The 22273-nt window shown below is 76.3% G+C and carries 2 protein-coding genes; both read right to left on the bottom strand.

The annotated features are described in order from the left end of the window. Window positions 1-10: 10 nt before the first annotated feature. Window positions 11-10321, bottom strand: a complete 10311-nt coding sequence (locus tag ACFCX4_RS00595) for a type I polyketide synthase (protein WP_376137658.1) — start codon at window positions 10319-10321, stop codon at window positions 11-13. Between the two features lie 76 nt (window positions 10322-10397). After that, the gene (locus tag ACFCX4_RS00590; RefSeq protein ID WP_376137676.1) at window positions 10398-22262 is read right to left on the bottom strand and encodes an SDR family NAD(P)-dependent oxidoreductase; all 11865 of its coding nucleotides are present in this window, start codon (window positions 22260-22262) and stop codon (window positions 10398-10400) included. Window positions 22263-22273 lie beyond the last annotated feature (11 nt).

Below are 22273 nucleotides of genomic sequence, written 5' to 3'. Positions count from 1 at the left end.
CGGCTGTCGGTCAGTCACGGTCGCCGCCGAGAGCCATCCGGACGAGTTCGTCCACGCCCATGCCGCTGATGTCGGCGGCGGGAGCCGGTGTCTCCGGTCGGTCGGCCAGCTCCAGGAGCGCGTCGAGGAGACCGGCCCGGCGCAGTGCGGCGGGCGGGATCGCGGCGAGCAGGGAGCTGATCTCGTGGTCCTCGCGGTCCGCCCGGCCCGGCCGCCCGGCGGCCTTCCCGGCGGCGGGGCCGCCCGGCCCGTCGGGCACCAGGCGCCCGGCGAGGTAGCCGGCGACGGCGGCCGGGGTGGGGTGGTCGAAGACCAGGGTCGCGGGCAGCCGGCGGCCGGTGGCGGCGCTGAGCCGGTTGCGGAGTTCGACGGAGGTGAGCGAGTCGAAGCCGAGGTCCTTGAACGCCTGGTCCGGGTCGATGGCCCCCGCCCCGGCGTGGCCGAGGACGTCGGCGCCCCGGCTCAGCACCAGGTCGAGCAGGGCGGCGACGCGTTCCTCCGGGGTGAGGCCGGCCAGCCGGCGGCGCAGCGAGTCCGCCTCGGCGGCGTCCGCCCCGGAGGCGGGGCGGCGCGCGGTGCCGGGGACCAGGGCGGAGAGCAGGGGCGGGACGGGTGCGGTGCGGGCCGCCGTCCGGAGCCGGCCGAGGTCGATCCTGACCGGGACGAGCAACGGTTCGTCCAGGGCGAGCGCCGCGTCGAACAGCGCCAGACCTTCCTCGCTGCCGAGGGCCGCGGCGCCTCCCCGGGACATCCGCCGCAGGTCGGTGGCGGTGAGCGTGCCGGTCATGGTGCTGCGGCGCGCCCACAGGCCCCAGGCGAGCGACTGGCCGGGCAGGTCCAGCGCCCGGCGGTGCTGGGCGAGCGCGTCGAGGAAGGCGTTGGCGGCCGCGTAGTTGCCCTGTCCGGCATTGCCCACCGTGGCGGACGCGGAGGAGAACAGGACGAAGGCCGACAACGGCAGATCACGGGTGAGGGCGTGCAGGTTGAGGGCCGCGTCGACCTTGGGCCGCAGTACGTGACGCATCCGCGCAGGGGTCAGCGACTCGACCGTTCCGTCGTCCAGGACGCCGGCCGCGTGGACGACCGCGCTCAGCGGACGTTCTGCGGGGATGCCGGCGAGCAGGGCGGCGAGCGCGTCCCGGTCGGCGACGTCGCAGGCCTCAACGTCCACCCGGGCGCCGAGTCCGCGCAGTTCGGCGGCGAGGTCGGCCAGGCCCGGGGCGTCCGCACCGCGCCTGCCGACGAGCAGCAGGTCGCGTACGCCGTGCGCGGTCACGAGATGCTGCGCCACCAGGCCGCCGAGCGCGCCACCGGCCCCGGTGACGAGGACGGTTCCCCCGGCCGCGGCGATGCCGGACGGTGCCCCCGGGTCCGGGCGGGTGTCCGGGGCCGGGTTCGGGTCCGTGGCGACGGTGGCCCTGACGAGGCGGGCCGCGAGGAGTCGTCCGGCGCGGATCGCCAGCTGGGGCTCCGTTCCGGCGAGCGCCCGAGGCAGCAGGCCGGTCACGGCGGCCGGGTCGTCGGTGTCGATCAGCAGGAAGCGGTCCGGGTGCTCGGACTGGGCGGAGCGGACGAGACCGCGGACCGCCGCGCCGGTGAGGTCGGTGACCTCCTCACCCGCCGCCGTGGAGACCGCGCCCCGGGTGACGAGCACGAGCCGGGTGCCGTCCTCCCACCGCGAGTCGGCCAGCCAGTCCTGGACGAGGCGCAGGGCGTCGTCCAGCGCGGTGTGCACGGATGCGGCGCCGGGCGGGGACGGGAGGTCCGTGGTGCGGTCGCACCAGGCCAGCACCGCGGCGGGCGACGGCGCACCCCCGTCCAGCGCGGCGCCGAGCGCGGCGAGGTCCGGGTGAGCGTCCGGGAAGAGTTCCCGGCCGCCGAGGACGGCCCAGGGCCCGAGCGGGTCGGCGGGCGCGGTGGCGGGCGCCTCCGACCACTGCAACCGGTAGAGGGACTCCGGGCCGCCGACCGGGCGGAGGGCGTCGAGGTCGATCCGGCGCACGGCGAGCGCCTCGACCGACGCGACCGGGAGGCCGTTCGGGTCGGTCGCGTCGATCGACACCGATCCGTCCGGCCGGAAGCCCAGCCTCGCCCTGAGCGCGGTGGCTCCGGAGGCGTGCAGCCTGACCCCGCTCCAGGAGAACGGCAGTCCGGCGGAGGGACGGTCCGGCCCCGGTTCGGTTCCCTGCCCAGCGCGCAGGAACAGCCCCTGGAGGGCGGCGTCCAGGAGGGCGGGGTGCACGCCGAACGCGGAGGCGGACCGGTGCTGGTCCTCGGGCAGGCGTACCTCGGTGAAGATCTCGTCGTCCCGGCGCCAGGCGGTGGTGAGCCCGCGGAAGGCGGGCCCGTAGCCGTAACCGGCGGCGTGGAACCGCTCGTACAGGTCGTCGACGGGGATCGGGACGGCGCCGGGCGGGGGCCAGGAGCCGGCGGCGTCCGGTGCGGGCGGCGGCTTGCGGGTCGCGGTGTCGGACGTGAGCACGCCGGTCGCGTGGGCGGTCCACTGCGGGGTCGCCGCGTCCACCCGGCAGGAGAACAGGCCCAGCGAGCGACTGCCGTGCGCATCCGCGGCGCCGACCCGCACCTGAAGCCGGACGGCCGTGTCGGCCGGTATCAACAGCGGCGCCTGGAGCGTCAGTTCCTCCACCACGGGGCATCCGGCCTCGTCCGCGGCGCGGACGGCGAGCTCCGCGAAGGCCGCGCCGGGCAGCAGAACCGTACCGGCCACGGCGTGGTCGGCGAGCCAGGGGTGGGTGTGCAGCGAGATCCGGCCGCTGAGCAGCAGTTCACCCGTGTCGGCGAGCTCGACAGCCGCTCCGAGGACGGGGTGATCGGCCGGGTCGAGCCCGGCGGAGCCCACATCGGCCGCCGTGACCGGCGCCGGCTCGGGCCAGTAGCGGCTGCGCTGGAAGGCGTACGTCGGCAGCTCGACGCGCCGCGCCTCCGGGAACGCCCCCGACCAGTCCACCGCCAAGCCCCGCTCCCACGCACGGCCCACCGCACGCAGCACCTGCCCCGGGCCACCCTCACCCCGGCGCAACGTCCCCAGCACCGCAGCCTCCACGCCGGCGGCCTCCACCGACTCCCCCACCGCCACGCCCAGCACCGCATGCGGGCCGGACTCCACGAAGAACCGGAAACCCTCCCCCAGCAACGCCTCCGTGGCCCGCCCGAACTCGACCGTCTCCCGCAGGTTGCGGTACCAGTACCCGGCGTCCAGGGCCCCGGTGTCCAGCCAGTCGCCCGTCACCGTCGAGAAGAACGGCACCGAAGCGGACAGGGGGTTGACGCCCTCCAGGTCGGACAGCAGGCGCTCGCGGATCTCCTCCACGTGCGCGGAGTGCGACGCGTAGTCGACCTCGATCAGCCGCGCCCGCACCCCCTCCGCGACCAGGACACCGACCAGCTCCGCCACCGCGTCCGCATCGCCCGACACCACCGTCGACGAGGGACCGTTCACCGCCGCCACCGACAGCCGGCCGGACCACGGGGCGATCCGCTCCCGGGCCACCTCCACCGGCAGCGGCAGCGACGCCATCCCGCCCCGGCCTGCCAGCACCCTGATCGCGCGGGACCGCAGCGCCACCACCCGCGCCCCGTCCTCCAGACTCAGACCACCGGCCACGCACGCCGCCGCGATCTCACCCTGGGAGTGACCCACCACCGCGTCCGGCACCACACCGAACGAACGCCACACCTCCGCCAGCGACACCATCACCGCCCACAGCACCGGCTGCACCACATCCACCCGCGCCAACAGCGCCTCCGAACCCAGCGCCTCCACCAACGACCAGTCCACATAAGGCGCCAGAGCCCGCCCGCACTCCGCCATCCGCCCCGCGAACACCCCCGACCCGACCAGCAGGCCCGCAGCCATCCCCACCCACTGCGAACCCTGACCCGGGAACACCAACACCGAACGGCCGTCGACGGTGCGGTCCCCGGACCACCCTCCCGATTCGTCGTCGGCCATCCGGCCCAGCAGGTCGGGGAGTTGGTCACCGTTTCCGATCAGTGCCTTCCGGTACTCGAAGGCAGTGCGCGCGTGCAGGGCGGACCCGATGTCGCGCGGGTCGGGTACGGGGCTCGCGTCGAGGTGGCGGCACAGCCGCTCGGCCTGGAGGCGCAGCGCCCGCGGGCTCTTCGCCGACAGCAGCCAGGGCACCGCCGGCAGCGGGGTGCGCCCGGCCGGCGGGCCGTCGTCCTCCGAGGGGGTGTGTTCGAGGATGGCGTGGACGTTGGTGCCGCTCAGGCCGAAGGAGGACACACCGGCCCGGAAGGGGCGACCGTGGGACGGCCAGGGCTGCTGCTCGGTCGCGAGGGCCAGCGCTCCGCGCGTCCAGTCGACGTGGCCGGAGGGCCTGCCCACGTGCAGGGTTCGGGGCACCTGCCCATGGTGCATGGACAGCACCGTCTTGATGACCCCCGCCACGCCCGACGCCGCCTGGGCGTGGCCGAGGTTGGACTTCAGGGAGCCGACCAGCAGGGGCCGTTCGGCGGGCCGGTCCTGGCCGTAGGTGGCCAGCAGCGCCTGCGCCTCGATCGGGTCGCCCAGCGTGGTGCCGGTGCCGTGCGCCTCCACCACGTCCACCTCGGACGCCGACAGCCCCGCGTCCGCCAGCGCCGCCCGGATCACCCGCTGCTGCGACGGACCGTTGGGGGCGGAGAGCCCGTTACTGGCGCCGTCCTGGTTGACGGCCGAGCCGCGGACGACGGCCAGCACCGGGTGCCCGTTGCGCCGGGCGTCCGACAGCCGCTCCAGCAGCAGGACGCCGACGCCCTCGCCCATGCCCATGCCGTCCGCGTCGTCCGAGAAGGCCTTGCAGCGGCCGTCCTCGGCGAGGCCGCGTTGACGGGAGAAGCTGATCAGGGCGCCGGGCGTCGCCATCACGGCGACGCCGCCGACCAGGGCGAGGGAGCAGTCGCCGCCGCGCAGTGCCCGGCCCGCGAGGTGCAGGGCCATCAGCGAGGACGAGCAGGCCGTGTCGATGGTCACCGCGGGGCCTTCCAGGCCCAGGGTGTAGGCGACCCTACCGGAGACGACACTGGGTGCGCTGCCGGTGAGCAGGTGGCCGTCGCCTTCCTCCGACCGGGCGACGACGGCCGCGTAGTCGGCGTAGTTGACGCCGGTGAACACTCCGGTGCGACTGCCACGCAGGGCGGCCGGGTCGATGGCGGCGCGTTCGATCGCCTCCCAGGTGGTCTCCAGGAGCAGCCGCTGCTGGGGGTCCATCGCCAGGGCCTCGCGCGGGGAGATGCCGAAGAACTCCGCGTCGAACTCGGCCGCGTCGTGCAGGAAGCCGCCCCGCCGGGTGGTCGAGGTGCCGGGGTGGTCGGGGTCGGGGTCGTAGAGGGCTTCGACGTCCCAGCCCCGGTCGGTGGGGAGCTCCGAGACGGCGTCGCCGCCGTCGGCCAGCAGGCGCCACAGGTCCTCGGGGGTGGCGATGCCGCCGGGGAGGCGGCAGGCCATGGACACGATCGCGATCGGCTCGTCGGGCGCGGACGGGTGCGCGGCGGCCGGGTCGGCGGGGAGTTGCCCGGTGGCCTGCCGGCCGAGCAGCTCGGCGCGGATCTCCCGGGCGAGCGCGGTGGCGGACGGGTGGTCGAAGATCAGGGTGGACGGCAGCCGCAGCCCGGTGGCGGTGTTGAGCCGGTTGCGGAGTTCGACCGCGGTGAGGGAGGCGAAGCCCATGGCCTGGAAGGCCGTGCCGGGCCGGATCGCGTCCACCGTGGGATGGCCGAGGACGGCCGCCGCGTGGGTGCGGACCAGATCGAGCAGCAGGCGGTGCTGTTCGGATTCGGCGAGGGCGGCGAGCCGTTGGCGCAGCAGCGTGGCGGCGGGTGCCGCCGTTCCGCCGGTCGGGGCCTCCAGGGCGCGGCGGGCTTCGGGGACTCCGGTGAGCAGCGGGCTGGGGCGGGTGGAGGTGAAGACGGCGGCGAACCGCTCCCAGTCGACGTCGGCGACGGCGAGGACGGTCTCGTCGTCGTCCAGTGCCTGTTGAAGGGCGTGGACGGCGAGGTCGGGCGCGATCCGGGGCAGGCCGTGCTGCTCCAGCTTGAAGAGGTCGGCGTCCTCGCCGGCGATGCGGTCCTGCCAGGGGTTCTCGGCCTGCCAGATGCCCCAGTCGACCGTGGTGGCGGTGAGGCCGCGGGCCCGGCGGTGCTGCGCCAGGGCGTCGAGGTACGCGTTGGCCGCGGCGTACGCGCCGTGGTCGCCGCTGCCCCAGACTCCGGCGATCGAGGAGAACAGGACGAAGGCGTCGAGTTCTCGGTCGAGCAGGGCGTCGAGGTGCTCGGCGCCGGCGGCCTTGGCCGCGACGATCTGTTCGAACGCGGACACCGGTGTGCCGTCGAGGGGGGCGAGCGCGACGAAGGCGGCCGCGTGGACGACCGCGGTCACCGGGTCCCCCTCCGACTCCAGGCCGGTGAGCAGCGCGGCGACGGCCTGACGGTCGGCCAGGTCGCAGACGGGCAGGGTCAGGCGTACGCCGAGGGCGGCCAGTTCCTCCGCGAGTTCGGCCGCGCCGGGTGCCTGGGGGCCACGGCGTCCGGGCAGGACGAGGTGGGTGGCGCCGCCGCGGGCGAGCCAGCGGGCGAGGTGCGGGCCGACGGCTCCAGTGCCGCCCGTCAGCAGGACGGTGCCGCGGGGCTTCCAGTGCTTCGCGGGGCCGTCGCTCCGGGGGGCGCGCCGCAGGCGGCGGGCCAGGAGGCCGGCGGGGCGCAGGGCGAGCTGGTCCTCGCGGCCGCCGCCGTCCGCGCCGGGGACGGCAGCGGAGGCCGTCAGCACGGCGGCGAGCCGGGCCCTGGCGCGGACGTCGAGGTCCGGGGGCAGGTCGACGAGTCCGCCCCAGCGGGCGGAGAGTTCCAGCGCGGCCACCAGTCCGGTGCCCCAGACCAGTGCCTGGCGGGGGTGGGTGACCGGGTCGTCCGGGCCCGTGGACACCGCCCCGGCGGTGGCGCACCAGAGGGGGGCCGTGAGGCCGAGATCGCCCAGGGCCTGTACCAGGGCGACGGTGAGCGCCGCCCCGGTGGGCAGGGCCGGGTGGTCGGGGTGGGCCGGGTCGGCGACGGCCAGCAGGGACAGCACGCCCGTCGGGACGCGGTCGCCGAGCGCGGTGGCGAGCGTGTCCGCGAGGTCCGTGCGGCGGACGGCGCCGGCCGCGAGTCCGGCCGTGACGACGGTGGCGCCCGCTTCGGCGAGGGCCAGCAGGGGGCCGCGTACCCGTGCGTCGTCGTCGTGTCCGGCGGGCAGGACGACGAGCCAGGTACCGGCGGCCGCGGGGGCCGGGGCCGGCGGGTCGGGCAGGGGCTGCCAGCCGATGCGGTAGCGCCAGGAGTCGATGACGCCCTCGTCGCGCCGCTGCCGGCGCCAGCCGCGCAGGGCCGGCAGCACGGGGAGGAGGGCTTCCTCGTCGACGGCGAGGTGGGCGGCGATCTCGGCCGGGGCGTCGTGGTCGACCATGCGCCAGAAGGCCGTGTCGTGCGGGTCGGCGGCCGGTCCGGTGTCGGCCGCCGCCTCCGGCTCCAGCCAGTAGCGCCGGAGCTGGAAGGGGTATCCGGGCAGGGCGGTCGGGCGGGCACCGGTGCCGGCGTACACCGCGGACCAGTCGACGGCCACGCCCGCCACCCACAGTTCGGCGGCCGAGCGCAGGGCCCGGCGCAGCCCGCCGTCGTCGCGGCGCAGGGTGCCGACGACCACGGGCGGCTCCGCGGCACCGGTGGCCTCGACGGTGTCCTGGAGGGCCATGGTCAGCACCGGGTGCGGGGACACCTCGACGAAGACCTCGTGCCCCTGCTCGGCCAGGGAGCGGACCGCGGCCTCGAAGCGGACGGTCCCGCGCAGGTTGCGGTACCAGTAGTCGGCGTCCATGGCCGTGGTGTCGAGCCGGTCACCGGTGACGGTGGAGAACAGCGGGATCCGGGCCCGGAGCGGAAGCACTCCGGCCAGCGCGGTCAGCACCTCGGACCTGATCCGTTCGACCTGGGCCGAGTGCGAGGCGTAGTCCACGGGTACGGACCGGGCCCGGACACCCTGTGCGGTGCAGTGCGCGAGCAGTTCGGCCAGGGCCCGGGTCTCCCCCGAGACCACCACGGCGGCGGGCCCGTTGACGGCGGCCACCGACAGCTTCTCGGCCCAGGGGGCGATCTCGGCGCGGACCCGGTCCTCGGGCAGGGACACCGCGACCATTCCGCCGAGTCCGGCCAGCGCCCGGATGGCCCGGCTGCGCAGGGCGACGACCTTCGCACCGTCCTCCAGGCTCAGCGCTCCCGCCACCACGGCGGCGGCGATCTCCCCCTGGCTGTGTCCGACCACGGCATCGGGCCGGATGCCCCAGGACTCCCAGTGCGCGGCCAGCGACACCATCACCGCCCACAGCACCGGCTGCACCACGTCCACCCGTTCCAGGGAAGGTGCCCCGGGCGCGCCCGCCAGGACGGCGGGGAGCCGCCAGTCGACGTGGGCGGAGAGGGCGTCGCCGCAGGCGGCGAGGCGGTCCCGGAAGACGGGGCAGGCGGCGATCAGGTCCCGTGCCATGCCGGCCCACTGGGAGCCCTGGCCCGGGAACACCAGGGCCGTCCGGCCCTCGACGGCCCTGCCGGTGCCCACGACGACGTCGGCGGGCGCGGCCGGGCCGGAAGCCGGGGCCGGACCGGCGGGGAGGTCCCGGCCCATTCCGGAGAGGGCGGTCAGCCCGTCCAGCAGCGCGGGGTGCGCGTCGCCGATCACCACGGCCCGGTGCTCGAAGGCGGACCGGGTGGTCGCCAGCGAGAAGCCGGTGTCGGCCGGCCGTGCGGGCGCGTCCGCGGCGAGCCGGGCGCGCAGCCGGGCCGCCTGGTCCCCGAGCGCGGCGGCGGTGCGGCCGGACAGCACCCAGGGCAGCACGGCCCCGGGCGCCCCCGGCCCGGCCCCGGTGTCCGGCCCGTCGGCCACCGGGGCCGGTGCGCCGGCCGGTTCCGGCTCCGGTGCCTGTTCGAGGACGACGTGCGCGTTGGTGCCGCTCATGCCGAACGAGGACACCCCCGCCCGGCGCGGCCGGTCGACGGCCGGCCAGACGCGGGCCTCGGTGAGGAGTTCGACGGCGCCCGAGGACCAGTCGGCGTGCGGGGTGGGCGCGTCCACGTGCAGGGTGCGCGGCAGGACGCCGTGCCGGAGCGCGAGGACCGTCTTGATGACCCCGGCGACCCCGGCGGCGGCCTGGGTGTGCCCGAGGTTCGACTTCAGCGACCCCAGCCACAGCGGGCGGTCGGCGGGCCGGTCCTGACCGTACGTGGCGAGCAGCGCGTCCGCCTCGATCGGGTCGCCGAGGGTGGTGCCGGTGCCGTGCGCCTCCACCGCGTCCACCTCGGAGGCCGACAGCCCCGCGTCCGCCAGCGCCGCCCGGATCACCCGCTGCTGGGAGGGGCCGTTGGGGGCGGTGAGACCGTTGCTGGCGCCGTCCTGGTTGATCGCCGAGCCCCGCAGCACCGCCAGCACCGCACGACCGTTGCGGCGCGCGTCCGACAGCCGTTCCAGCAGCAGCATCCCCACGCCCTCGCCCCAGCCGGTGCCGTCGGCGGCCGCCGCGAACGGCTTGCAGCGGCCGTCCGGTGACATCGCGCCCTGGCGGCTGAACTCGACGAACACCGCCGGGAGCGCCATCACGCTGACCCCGCCGGCGAGGGCGAGCGTGCACTCACCGGCCCGCAGCGCCCGCGCCGCGAGGTGCAGCGCCACCAGCGAGGCCGAGCAGGCGGTGTCCACGGTGACGGCGGGGCCTTCGAGGCCGAGCGCGTAGGACACCCGCCCGGACATCACGCTCATCGAGTTCCCCGTCATCAGGAACCCCTGGACGGCTTCGGCGGCGCCGGGCCCCAGCGTCGCGTACCCCTGGTCGATGGCCGCGGCGTACACCCCGGTACGGCTGCCCCGCAGGGTGAGCGGGTCGATGCCGGCCTGCTCGACGGCCTCCCAGGACGCCATCAGCAGCAGTCGCTGCTGCGGGTCCATCGCGACCGCCTCACGGGGCGAGATGCCGAAGAACTCCGGGTCGAAGTCGGCTGCGGCGTCGAGGAACGCCCCCTGCCCGGGGACCGTGCCGCCGGACGGCCAGACGGACTCCCAGCCGCGGTCCCCGGGGACGGGCCCGACGGTGTCGCGGCCTTCGGCGAGCAGTTCCCACAGGTCCTCCGGGGTGCGGACACCGCCGGGGAAGCGGCAGCTCATGGCCACGATCGCGATCGGCTCGCTGGTGCGGGCCTCGGCCTCCCGGAGCCGCTGCCGGGTGTCCCGCAGGTCGATGGTCACCCGGTTGAGGTAGTCGCGCATCCTCTGGTCGCTCACTGGACACCGCTGCTTTCGTCTCGGGCTGCTCGGGTCTCGTCTCGGGGTGCGCGGGGTGCGCGGACCGTCGCCCTGGTCATGCCGATCCCAACTGCCGGTCGATGTAGTCGAAGACCTCGTCGTCGCTGGCCGCCTCGATCAGGTCGGGGGCGAGGTCGTCCGCGTCGCCCGTGGGGCGGACGGCGCCGGCCGGCGCTCCGCCGGGCAGCGGGCGGGACAGCACTTCCCTGATCCGGGCGGCGAGTTCCTCGCTGACGCCGTCCGGCGGCAGGGCGTCGAGCAGGGTCTCCAGGGTGTCGAGGCCGGCCCGGACCGCCGCGTCGCCGGTCGGTCGGGCGGCGCCGGCCCGCTCGGCGAGGTGGCGTGCCAGTGCATCCGGGGTGGGGTGGTCGAAGACGAGCGCGGCCGGCAGCCGCAGCCCGGTCGAGGACATCAGCCGGTTCCGCAGTTCGACCCCGGTGAGGGAGTCGAAGCCGACGTCCTTGAACGGGCGGGCCGGGCGGATCAGGTTGGGCGAACTGTGCCCGAGCACCGCGGCGGCGTTGCCGCGCACCAGGTCGAGCAGGGTCCGGTACAGCTCGTCCTCGGGCAGCTCGGCGAGCTGCTGCGCGATCGAGCGGGCCGGTGCCGCGGCGGAGGCCGCGCCGGTGCGGGCGGGGCGGACGAGGCCGCGGAGCACGGCGGGCAGCCGGTCGTCCGCCCGCAGCACGGACGGGGCGATCCTGGCCGCGAGCCGGTAGGCGTACGGGGAGTCGAGTGCCGCGTCGAACAGGGCCAGGCCCTCCGCCGAGGTCAGCGCGCCCGCTCCGACGCCCCGGCCCGCGGTGACCGCGGCGGTCATCGTGCTGCGCTCCTCCCACAGGCCCCAGCCGATGGAGAGGCCGGGCAGCCCCTCGGCCCGGCGCTCGGCGGCGAGGGCGTCCAGGACCGCGTTGGCCGCGGCGTAGTTCGCCTGCCCGGCCGCGCCGAACTGGGCGGTGCCCGAGGAGAACAGGACCAGCGCCGCGAGGTCGAGGTCCCGGGTGAGCTCGTCCAGGGCCAGCGCCGCGTCCGCCTTGGGCCGCAGGACGCGGTCGAGCCGGTCCGGAGTCAGCCCGGTGACCGTGGCGTCGTCCAGGACCCCGGCCGCGTGGACGACGACGGTCAGCGGGTGCGCGGCGGGCACCGAGCCGAGCAGGGCGGCGAGCGCGTCGCGGTCGGCGACGTCGCAGGCCGCGACGGTCACCGACGCCCCGAGCCCGCTCAGTTCCCGCACCAGCTCCGGCATGCCGTCGGCCGATCCGCCCCGGCGGCCCGCCAGCAGCAGGTGCCGGGAGCCGTGCGCGACGACCAGGTGCCGGGCCAGGAGCCGTCCCAGGGTGCCGGTGGCCCCGGTGACCAGGACCGTCCCCCCGGGGTCCGGAGGAGCGGGCAGCAGCAGGACGTTCTTGCCCACGCCCCGGGCCTGGCTGAGCGAGCGCAGGGCGGCCGGGGCCTGCCGGACGTCCCAGCCGGTGACGGGCAGGGGACTCAGCACCCCCTGCTCGAAGAGGCCCAGGACCTCGGCGAGCATCTCGCCGATGCGTTCCGGACCGGCCTCCATCAGGTCGAACGCCCGGTAGCGCACCCCGGGGTGCTCCCGGGCGACCGTCCCGGGGTCGCGGACGTCCGTCTTGCCCATCTCCACGAACCGGCCGCCGTTCGGCAACAGCCGTAGACCGGCGTCGACGAACTCCCGGGCCAGGCTGTCGAGTACGACGTCGACGCCGCTCCCGCCGGTGGCCGTGAGGAACTTCTCGGCGAAGTCGGTGGTACGGGTCGAGGCGATGTGCTCGGCGTCCAGTCCACCGGCCCGCAGGACGTCCCACTTGGCCGGCGAGGCGGTCGCGAACACCTGCGCACCGGCGTGCCGGGCGAGCTGCACCGCGGCCATGCCGACGCCGCCGGCCGCGGCGTGGACCAGCACCGACTCCCCTCGCCGCAGTCCGCCGAGATCGAACAGACCGTAGTAGGCGGTGAGAAAGACCACCGGCACGGATGCGGCGCGGGCGAAGGACCAGCCCTCCGGTATCCGGGCGACGGTGCGGCGGTCGGCGACGGCGGTCGGGCCGAACGCTCCGCCGAAGATCCCCATCACCCGGTCCCCGGGCACCAGGTCGTCCACACCCGGGCCCACCTCGACGACGGTTCCGGCGCCCTCGCTGCCCAGTCCCTGCTGTTCGGGGTCGGGGTCGAGGCCGAGCGCGGCGATGACATCGTGGAAGTTCAGCCCGGCGGCACGCACCGCGATCCGTACCTCGCCCTTGCCCAGCGGGGCGAGGGCCGCCGGAGCGGGCCCCGCCACGATGTCCTCCAGGGTGCCCCGGCCGTCGGTGGTGAGCCGCCAGGCGCCACCGTCCGGCAGCGACAGCGTGCCGTCCGGCCGGCCGCCGCGGACCAGCCGCGGCACCAGCGGCGGGCCGGTCCGCAGCGCCAGCTCGGGCTCCCCGGCGGCGAGCGCAGCGGGCAGGGCGTCCGCCGGCTCACCGGTCCCGGCCACGTCGACGAGGACGAAGCGCCCGGGATGCTCGGACCGCGCGCTGCGCACCAGGCCCCAGAGGGCGGCCTGGGCGGGATCGACGGGGCGGTCGACCGGGCCTGTCCGGACCGCGTCCCTGGTGAGCAGGGCCAGCCTGGCGTCGGCGAACCGCTCGTCGGCCAGCCACTGCTGCACGAGGGCGAGTCCCTGGTGCGCGGTGGCGCGGACCCGGTCGGCGGGGTCGGGCAGGCCGGCGGTGGCCACGGTCGCCACGACCACCTCGGGGAGGACGGTGCCCGCTCCGAGCGCGGCCCCCAGGGCGTCGAGGTCCGGCCAGGACACCACGCCGGGGACGGCGCCGCCGAGGGCGCCCCAGGTGGGCACGGGGCCGTCACCCGGATCGGTGGCCGGGATCCAGTCGAGGCGGTACAGCAGGTCGGCGTGGGCGGTCGCGGAGAGCGGGCCGCCGGCGGCCATCGGCCGCAGCGACAGGGCCCCCACGCCGAGCACCTGCCGTCCGGACAGGTCGTGGGCGTGCAGGGTCACGACGTCCGGCGTGTCGGCGGCGAGCCGCACGCGCAGCGTGGTGGCTCCGGTGATCCCACCGGTCACCCCGCTCCAGCTGAAGGGCAGCCGGGCCCGGCCGTCCTGCTCGGGCAGCAGTACGGCGGTCTGGAGCGCCGCGTCCAGCAGCGCGGGGTGCAGCACGCATCCGGCGGCGTCGGCGTGCTGCTGCTCGGGCAGCACCACCTCGGCGAACACCTCGCCGCCGCGGAGCCACGCGGCCCGGATGCCGCGGAAGGCCGGGCCGTAGTGGTAGCCGGCCTCGGCGAAGCGCTCGTAGAGGTCGTCGGTGTCCAGGGGTTCGGCACCGGACGGCGGCCAGCTCAGCAGACCGGCCGCGGCTCCGGCCTGGTCCGCGGCGGGCCGGGGTGCCAGGGCACCGGTGGCGTGCTCGGTCCAGGGGGCGTCGGCGTCCTGTGCCGTACGGGCGAACACGCCGAGCCCGCGCCGACCGTCGCCGTCGGGTGCGGCCACCCGCAGCTGGAGGTGGACAGCTCCTTCGTCCGGGAGCACGAGCGGCGATCCGAGGGTGAGTTCCTCGACCGCCGGGCAGCCCGCCTCGGCCCCGGCACGGAGCGCGAGTTCGAGAAGGGCCGTGCCGGGGAGGAGGACGGCTCCCGCCACGGCGTGGTCGGCGAGCCAGGGGTGGGTGTGCAGCGAGATCCGGCCGCTGAGCAGCAGTTCGTCGGAGCCCGCCACGTGCACCGCCGCTCCGAGCAGCGGGTGCCCGGTCGTGGCGAGGCCCGCCGAGGCGACGTCCCGGCTCGTGGTCGGAACGTCGAGCCAGTAGCGGCTGCGCTGGAAGGCGTACGTCGGCAGCTCGACGCGCCGCGCCTCCGGGAACGCCCCCGACCAGTCCACCGCCAAGCCCCGCTCCCACGCACGGCCCACCGCACGCAGCACCTGCTCCGGGCCACCCTCACCCCGACGCAACGTCCCCAGCACCGCAGCCTCCACGCCGGCGACCTCCACCGACTCCCCCACCGCCACGCCCAGCACCGCATGCGGGCTGGACTCCACGAAGAACCGGAAACCCTCCCCCAGCAACGCCTCCGTGGCCCGCCCGAACTCGACCGTCTCCCGCAGGTTTCGGAACCAGTACCCGGCGTCCAGGGCCCCGGTGTCCAGCCAGCCACCCGTCACCGTCGAGAAGAACGGCACCGAAGCGGACAGGGGGTTGACGCCCTCCAGGTCGGACAGCAGGCGCTCGCGGATCTCCTCGACATGCGCGGAGTGCGACGCGTAGTCCACATCGATCACCCGCGCCCGCACCCCCTCCCCCACCAACACACCGACCAGCTCCGCCACCGCGTCCGCATCACCCGACACCACCGTCGACGACGGACCGTTCACCGCCGCCACCGACAACCCACCCGCCCACGGGGCGATCCGCTCCCGGGCCACCCCCACCGGCAACGGCACCGACGCCATCCCGCCCCGGCCCGCCAAGGCCCCCACCGCACGCGAACGCAGCGCCACCACCCGCGCCCCGTCCTCCAGACTCAGACCACCCGCCACACACGCCGCAGCGATCTCACCCTGGGAGTGACCCACCACCGCGTCCGGCACCACACCGAAGGACCGCCACACCTCCGCCAGCGACACCATCACCGCCCACAGCACCGGCTGCACCACATCCACCCGCGACAGCAGCGCCTCCGAACCCAGCGCCTCCACCAACGACCAATCGGTGAAGGGCGCCAGAGCCCGCTCGCACTCCGCCATCCGCGCCGCGAACACCCCCGACCCGGCCAACAACTCCGCAGCCATCCCCACCCACTGCGAACCCTGACCCGGGAACACCAACACCGAACGACCGGAGACCAGCCCACCGCCGGACACCGCAGCACCCTGCGACAGCGCGGTCAGGTGCTCGGCAAGGTCCTCCTCCGTGCCCACCAGCACCGCGCGGTGTCCCAGCGCGCTGCGGCCCGTGGCCAGTGAGAAGGCCACGTCCGCGGCCCGGACGCCCGACCCGTCCCCGAACCGGGCCGCCAGCGCTGCGGCCTGGGCGCCCAACGCCTCCGGAGTGCGCGCCGAGATGAGCAGGGGCACGGCGGCGGGTCCGGTCCCCGGCGCCCCGGACCCGTCGACGAGCGTGTCTCCGGAGGCTGTCGGGTCGGCCGGCGCCTGTTCGAGGACGACGTGGGCGTTGGTCCCGCTGACACCGAAGGCGGAGACCCCGGCCCGGCGCGGGCGTCCCGTGTCGTCCCAGGCGCGCGCCTCCGTCAGCAGCCGCCCGGCCCCCGCCGACCAGTCCACCTCGGGCGTCGGACCGTCCACGTGCAGCGTCCTGGGCATCACCCCGTGCCGCATCGCCAGCACCGCCTTGATGACCCCCGCCACACCGGCGGCAGCCGAGGTGTGGCCGATGTTGGACTTCAGCGAGCCGATCCACACCGGTCGTTCGGCGGAACGGTCCTGACCGTACGTCGCCAGCAGCGCCTGCGCCTCGATCGGGTCGCCCAGCGTGGTGCCGGTGCCGTGCGCCTCCACCACGTCCACCTCGGACGCCGACAGCCCCGCGTCCGCCAGCGCCGCCCGGATCACCCGCTGCTGCGACGGACCGTTCGGCGCCGTCAGGCCGTTGCTCGCACCGTCCTGGTTCACCGCCGAACCACGCACCACCGCCAGCACCGGATGCCCGTTGCGCCGCGCGTCCGACAACCGCTCCAGCAGCACCATGCCGGCGCCCTCGCCGAAGGCGGTCCCGTCGGCCGCCGCGGCGAAGGACTTGCAGCGGCCGTCCGGGGCCAGACCGCCCTGCCGGCTGAACTCCACGAACAGTTCGGGGCTGCACATCACGTTGACGCCGCCGGCCAGCGCCAGCGAGCACTCGCCCGCCCGCAGCGCCCGCACCGCCAGGTGCAGGGCCACCAGCGAGGACGAGCACGCCGTGTCCACGGTGACCGCGGGGCCCTCCAGACCGAAGAAATAGGCCAGGCGTCCGGAGACGACGCTTCCCGAGTTGCCGGTGCCGAGGAATCCCTCGACGTCCTCCGGGATGTGGGGCAGCAGCCGGGCGGCGTAGTCCTGCTGCATCAGGCCGATGTACGTGCCGACCGGCGCGCCGCGCAGCGCGGACGGGTCGATGGCCGCGCGCTCGAAGAGTTCCCAGGTGGTCTCCAGGAGCAGCCGCTGCTGGGGGTCCATGGCCAGGGCCTCGCGCGGCGAGATCCCGAAGAACTCCGCGTCGAACTCGGCCGCGTCGTGGAGGAAACCGCCCACGCGGGTGACCGAGGTGCCGGTGCTGTCGGGATCGGGGTCGTAGAGCGTGTCCGGGCTCCAGCCCCGGTCGGTGGGGAACCCGGACATGCCGTCGCGGCCCTCGGCCAGCATCCGCCACAGGTCCTCGGGCGAGCGGACCCCGCCGGGGAGGCGGCAGGCCGCGGAGACGATCGCGATCCGGTCGTCGTCCGCGTCCCGGTTCCGGCCGGCCTTCCCCGCTGCTACGGCGGGCGGGAGGGCCGCGCCCGCTTCCGTGTCCGTGAGGCCGGCGCCCAGGAACGCCGCGAGCGCCGCCGGGTTCGGGTGGTCGAACACCAGGCTGGCGGGAAGCCGCAGGCCGGTGGCCGCGTTCAGACGGTTGCGCAGTTCCACCGAGGCCAGCGAGTCGAATCCCAGTTCGCGGAAGGCCCGTCCGGGGTCGAGGGCGTCCGGGGAGGCGTGGCCGAGGACGGCTGCCGCGTGGGTGCGGACGAGTTCGACGAGCAGCCTGGTCCTTCCGGTGCCGTCGAGGGCCGCGAGCCGCAGCCGCAGGGCGTTGTCGCCGGCCGTCGCCTCCGCGGCGGTGGCCGCCCGGCGCGGCACGGAGCGCACCAGGCCGCGCAGCAGCGGCGGCAGGGTGCCGTCCGCCGCCGCGGACCGCAGGGCCGCGGCGTCGAGGCGCATCGGGACCAGGCCGGCCCGGTCCACGGTGAGCGCGGTGTCGAAGAGCGCGAGTCCCCGCTCGGTGGGGAGCGGTGGCATCCCGGACCGGGCGAGGCGTCGTACGTCGTCCTCGTCGAGGTGGCCGGTGAGGGCGCTGCGCTGCTCCCACAGGGTCCAGGCCAGGGACTGACCGGCCAGCCCCGCCGCCCGGCGCCGGGCGGCCAGGGCGTCGAGGAAGGCGTTGGCGGCGGCGTAGTTCGCCTGCCCGGGGCCGCCGAAGGTGCCCGCGGCGGAGGAGAAGAGCACGAAGTGCGTGAGGTCGAGACCGCGGGTCAGTTCGTGCAGGTGGAGGGCGGCGTCGACCTTGGGGCGCAGCACGGCGTCCACCCGCTCGGGGGTGAGTGCGGTGACGACGCCGTCGTCGAGGGTGCCCGCGGTGTGGACCACGGCGGTCAGCGGGTGCGCGGGCGGCAGGTCCGCGAGCACGGCGGCCAGGGCCGCCCGGTCGGCGGCGTCGCAGGCGACCACGGCGGTCTCGGCCCCCAGCGCGGCGAGTTCGGCCCGCAGTTCCCCGGCCCCGGCGGCGGCCGGGCCGCTGCGGGAGAGCAGCAGCAGGTGCCGGACGCCGTGCCGGGTGACCAGGCGGCGGGCGATGTGGGAGCCGAGCAGCCCGGTGCCGCCGGTGACGAGCACCGTGCCGTCCGGGTCGAAGGCCCGGACCGGCCCTGCCGCGCCGTCCGGGAGGTCCGGGAGGTCCGGGGCGTTCCCGGGGGCCCGGACCAGCCGGGGTACGCGGACGTCGTCGCCACGGACCGCGGACTCCGGTTCCCCCGAGGCGAGGGCCGCGGCGACGCCCGCGGAGGCGCCGTGCTCGTCGTCGGGGTCGAGGTCCAGCAGGGCGAAGCGCCCGGGGTGTTCGGACCGGGCCGAGCGGACCAGGCCCCAGAGCGCGCTGTGCGCGGGGTTGCGGACGTCCTCCCCCTCCCCGGCGCCGACCGCGCCCCGGGTGGCGAACACCAGGCGCGAGCCGGCGAAGCGGTCGTCGGCGAGCCAGGTCCGGACGTCGGTGAGGGCCCGGTGGACGGCCGCGCGGACCGCCGCGGCCGGTCCGGCCGCGTCCGGGGGTTCGGCGCAGAGGAGCAGGACCGTTTCGGGCACCGGGGCTCCGGCGTCGACGGCCGCCGGCAGCGCGGCGAGGTCCGCGGTCCGGTGGACGGGCGCACCGCCGCCGTGCGGGGGAACGGTGACCCACTCCGTCGTGTAGAGGTCCTGGTGGCGGCCCCGGCGGGCGCCGCCGGAACCGGGGCCGCCGGCGCCGGCGGGCCGCAGGACCAGCGCGTCCACGGTCGCCACGGGGGCGCCGGTCGCGTCGGCGACGGCGAGCGTCACCGCGTCCGGTCCGGCGGGGGCGAGCCGGACGCGGATCGTGTCGGCGCCGGTGGCGTGCAGGGTCACACCGTTCCAGGAGAACGGCAGCCGTCCCTCGGGGTGGGCGTCCGCGCCCGGGGCGCCGGGCACGCCGGTGGCGTGCAGGGCCGCGTCCAGCAGGGCCGGGTGCAGACCGAACGCGGCGGCGTCGGGTGCCGGCCCGGCGGGCACGACGGCCTCGGCGAACAGCTCGTCGCCGCGCCGCCAGACCGCTCGCAGCCCCTGGAAGGCGGGACCGTAGACGAAGCCGCCCGCCGCGAAGCGGTCGTACAGTCCGTCGAGGGCGAGGGGTTCGGCGCCGGGCGGCGGCCAGGGCATCGGCCCGTCGGCCCCGGCACCCTCCGCGCCGTCCCGGGCCAGGACGCCCTCGGCGTGCCTGGTCCACTCGTCGTCGTCGGGTCCGCCGTCGGCGGGTGCGTCCGGCCGGGAGTGCAGGCTGAGCGGGCGGTGGCCCCGGGAGTCGGGGGCGCCCACGGTGAGGCGGAGCACGGTGCCGCCGTGTTCGGGCAGCACCAGGGGGGCCTCCAGGGTGAACTCCTCGACCCGGGGCCAGCCGACCCGGGCCCCGGCCTGGAGCGCGAGTTCCAGGAACGCGGTGCCCGGGAGCAGTGCCCGGCCGCCGACGGCGTGGTCGGCGAGCCACGGGTGGGTGCGGGCCGACAGGCGGCCGGTGAGGAGCAGGCCGTCGCTGTCGGAGAGGACCACGACGGCGCCCAGCAACGGATGGTCCGCGGGGGTCAGTCCGGCGGAGGTGACGTCGGCGACGGGCGCGGCGCCGTCCTCCAGCCAGTACGGGTCGCGCTGGAAGGCGTAGGTGGGCAGTTCCACCCGTCCGGGGCGGCGGCCGGCGAAGACGGTGTCCCAGTCCGGGGAGACTCCGCGCAGGTGGAGTTCGGCCAGGGACTCGGTGAACCGGCGCGGGCCGCCGTCGTCGCGGCGCAGGGTGCCCACTGCGGTGGCGTCGGCGCCCGCGTCCTCGGCGGTCTCCAGGACGCCGACGGTGAGGACGGGGTGCGGGCTGCTCTCCAGGAGGACCTGGTAGCCGTCGGCGAGCAGCGCGCGGGTGGCCTGTTCGAAGCGGACGGTCCCGCGGAGGTTGCGGTACCAGTAGTCGGCGTCCAGGACGGTGGTGTCCTCCAGCAGGCCGCCGGTGAGGGTGGAGTAGAAGGGGACGGTGGACCGACGGGGGGTCAGTCCGTCGAGCCGGGACAGCAGTTCGGCTCGGATGTCCTCCACGTGGGCGCTGTGCGAGGCGTAGTCGACGGGGATGCGCCGGCTGCGGATGTCCAGGGCCGTCGTCCGGTCGAGGAACGCGTCGAGCGCGTCGGTGTCGCCGGAGACCACGGTGGAGGCGGGGCCGTTGACGGCGGCGACGGAGAGCCGGCCCTCCCAGGGTGCGAGGTGTTCGGCGACCTGGTCGGCGGGCAGGGCCACCGAAGCCATGCCGCCGCGGCCGGACAGGGCGCGGATCGCCCGGCTGCGCAGGGCGACGACCCGTGCGGCGTCGTCCAGGGACAGGGCGCCGGCGACGCACGCCGCCGCGATCTCGCCCTGGGAGTGGCCGACGACGGCGCCGGGGGTGATGCCGTGGGCGCGCCACAGTTCGGCCAGGGAGACCATGACGGCCCACAGCACCGGCTGCACCACGTCGACGCGGTCGGCCGGCGGGGTGCCGGGGGCACCGCGCAGGACGGCCTCCAGGGACCAGTCGACGAAGGGGGCCAGGGCGCGCCCGCAGTCCGCGATGCGGGCGGCGAAGGCGGGGGCCGAGTCGAGGAGTCCGACGGCCATGCCGGCCCACTGGGATCCCTGTCCGGGGAACACCAGGGCGACCTCGCCGCCGGTTCCGGCGGTGCCGAGGACCAGGCCGGGGGCGGTGCGGCCGGCCGCCAGGGCGTCGAGGCCGGCCCGGAAGTCGCCGGGGTGGGTGCCGATCAGGACCGCCCGGTGCTCGTGCGCGGCGCGGGTCGTCGCGAGGGCGTGGCCGATCTCGGCCGGGCCGGGCCCGGGGTGGGCGTCGAGGTGGTCGCGCAGCCGTGCGGCCTGGGCGCGGAGCGCTTCGGCGGTGCGTCCGGAGAGCACCCAGGGCAGGACGGGCGGTGTGCCGCCCGGGCCGGTGGTCTGCCGGACGGCGCCCCCGGCCGGACCGGCCCCGCCCGCGGGCCCGGTGGGGTCGGTGGGGTCCGCGGGCTCGGTGGACTCGTCCGCCTGTTCCAGGACGACGTGTCCGTTGGTGCCGCTGACGCCGAAGGAGGACACCGCGGCCCGGCGCGGCCGGCCGGTCCCGGGCCAGGGGGTGTTCTCGGTGACCAGGCGTACCGCGCCCGCGGTCCAGTCGATCTGCGGGGACGGGTCCTGCGCGTGCAGGGTGGGCGGGACGGTGCCGTGCCGCATGGCGAGGACGGTCTTGATGACGCCGCCGACGCCGGCCGCCGCCTGGGTGTGCCCGATGTTGGACTTCAGCGAGCCGAGCAGCAGCGGCTGCCCGCCCGGGCGCTCCTGCCCGTAGGTGGCCAGCAGGGCCTGGGCCTCGATCGGGTCGCCCAGCGGGGTACCGGTGCCGTGCGCCTCGACCACGTCCACATCGGCGGGGGTGAGTCCGGCGTTGGCCAGGGCGTGGCGGATGACGCGCTGCTGGGCGGGGCCGTTCGGTGCGGTGAGCCTGCTGCTGGCGCCGTCCTGGTTGACGGCGGTGCCGCGGATCAGGGCGAGGACCGGGTGGCCGTTGCGCCGGGCGTCGGAGAGTCGCTCCAGCAGGAGCATGCCGACGCCCTCGCCCCAGCCGGTGCCGTCGGCCGCGGCGGCGAAGGACTTGCAGCGGCCGTCCCGGGCCAGGCCGCCCTGGCGGCTCATCTCCACGAACGGGACGGGTGTCGACATGACCATCGCGCCCCCGGCCAGGGCCAGGGTGCAGTCACCGGACCGCAGGGCCTGGGCCGCGAGGTGGATGGCGACCAGCGAGGAGGAGCAGGCGGTGTCGATGCTGACCGCCGGGCCCTCCAGCCCGAAGGTGTAGGCGACCCGGCCCGAGGCGACGCTGTCGGAGCTGCCGCTGCCGACGTACCCGGCCACGTCGTCGGGGACCTGGCGCAGCCGTACCGCGTAGTCCTGGTACATCACTCCGGCGAAGACGCCGGTCCTGCTGCCCCGCAGGGTCGCGGGGTCGATGCCGGCCCGTTCGAACGCCTCCCAGGTGGTCTCCAGGAGGAGCCGCTGCTGCGGGTCCATCGCGAGCGCTTCGCGCGGGGAGATCCCGAAGAATCCGGGGTCGAAGTGCCCGACGTCGTCGAGGAAGCCGCCCAGGACGGTGTGGCTGGTGCCCTCGCGCAGCTGGTCCGGGTCGTCCAGGTGCTCCAGGTCCCAGCCCCGGTCGCGGGGGAAGCCGGTGATGGCGTCGGTGCCGTCGGTGACCAGGCGCCAGAGGTCCTCGGGGGACCGTACGCCGCCGGGGTAGCGGCAGCTCATCGCGACGACCGCGATCGGCTCGCGGCCCGCTTCCTCGGCCTCGGTCAGGCGCCGGCGGGTGTGGTGCAGATCCGCCGTCACGCGCTTGAGGTAGTCCCTCAGCTTGTCGTCGTTCACCATCGGGAGCC

Origin of the sequence: Kitasatospora sp. NPDC056327 (genome assembly GCF_042261735.1) — a bacterium.
Taxonomy (GTDB): Bacteria; Actinomycetota; Actinomycetes; order Streptomycetales; family Streptomycetaceae; genus Kitasatospora.
This window is presented reverse-complemented; position numbering and strand designations above follow the sequence as displayed.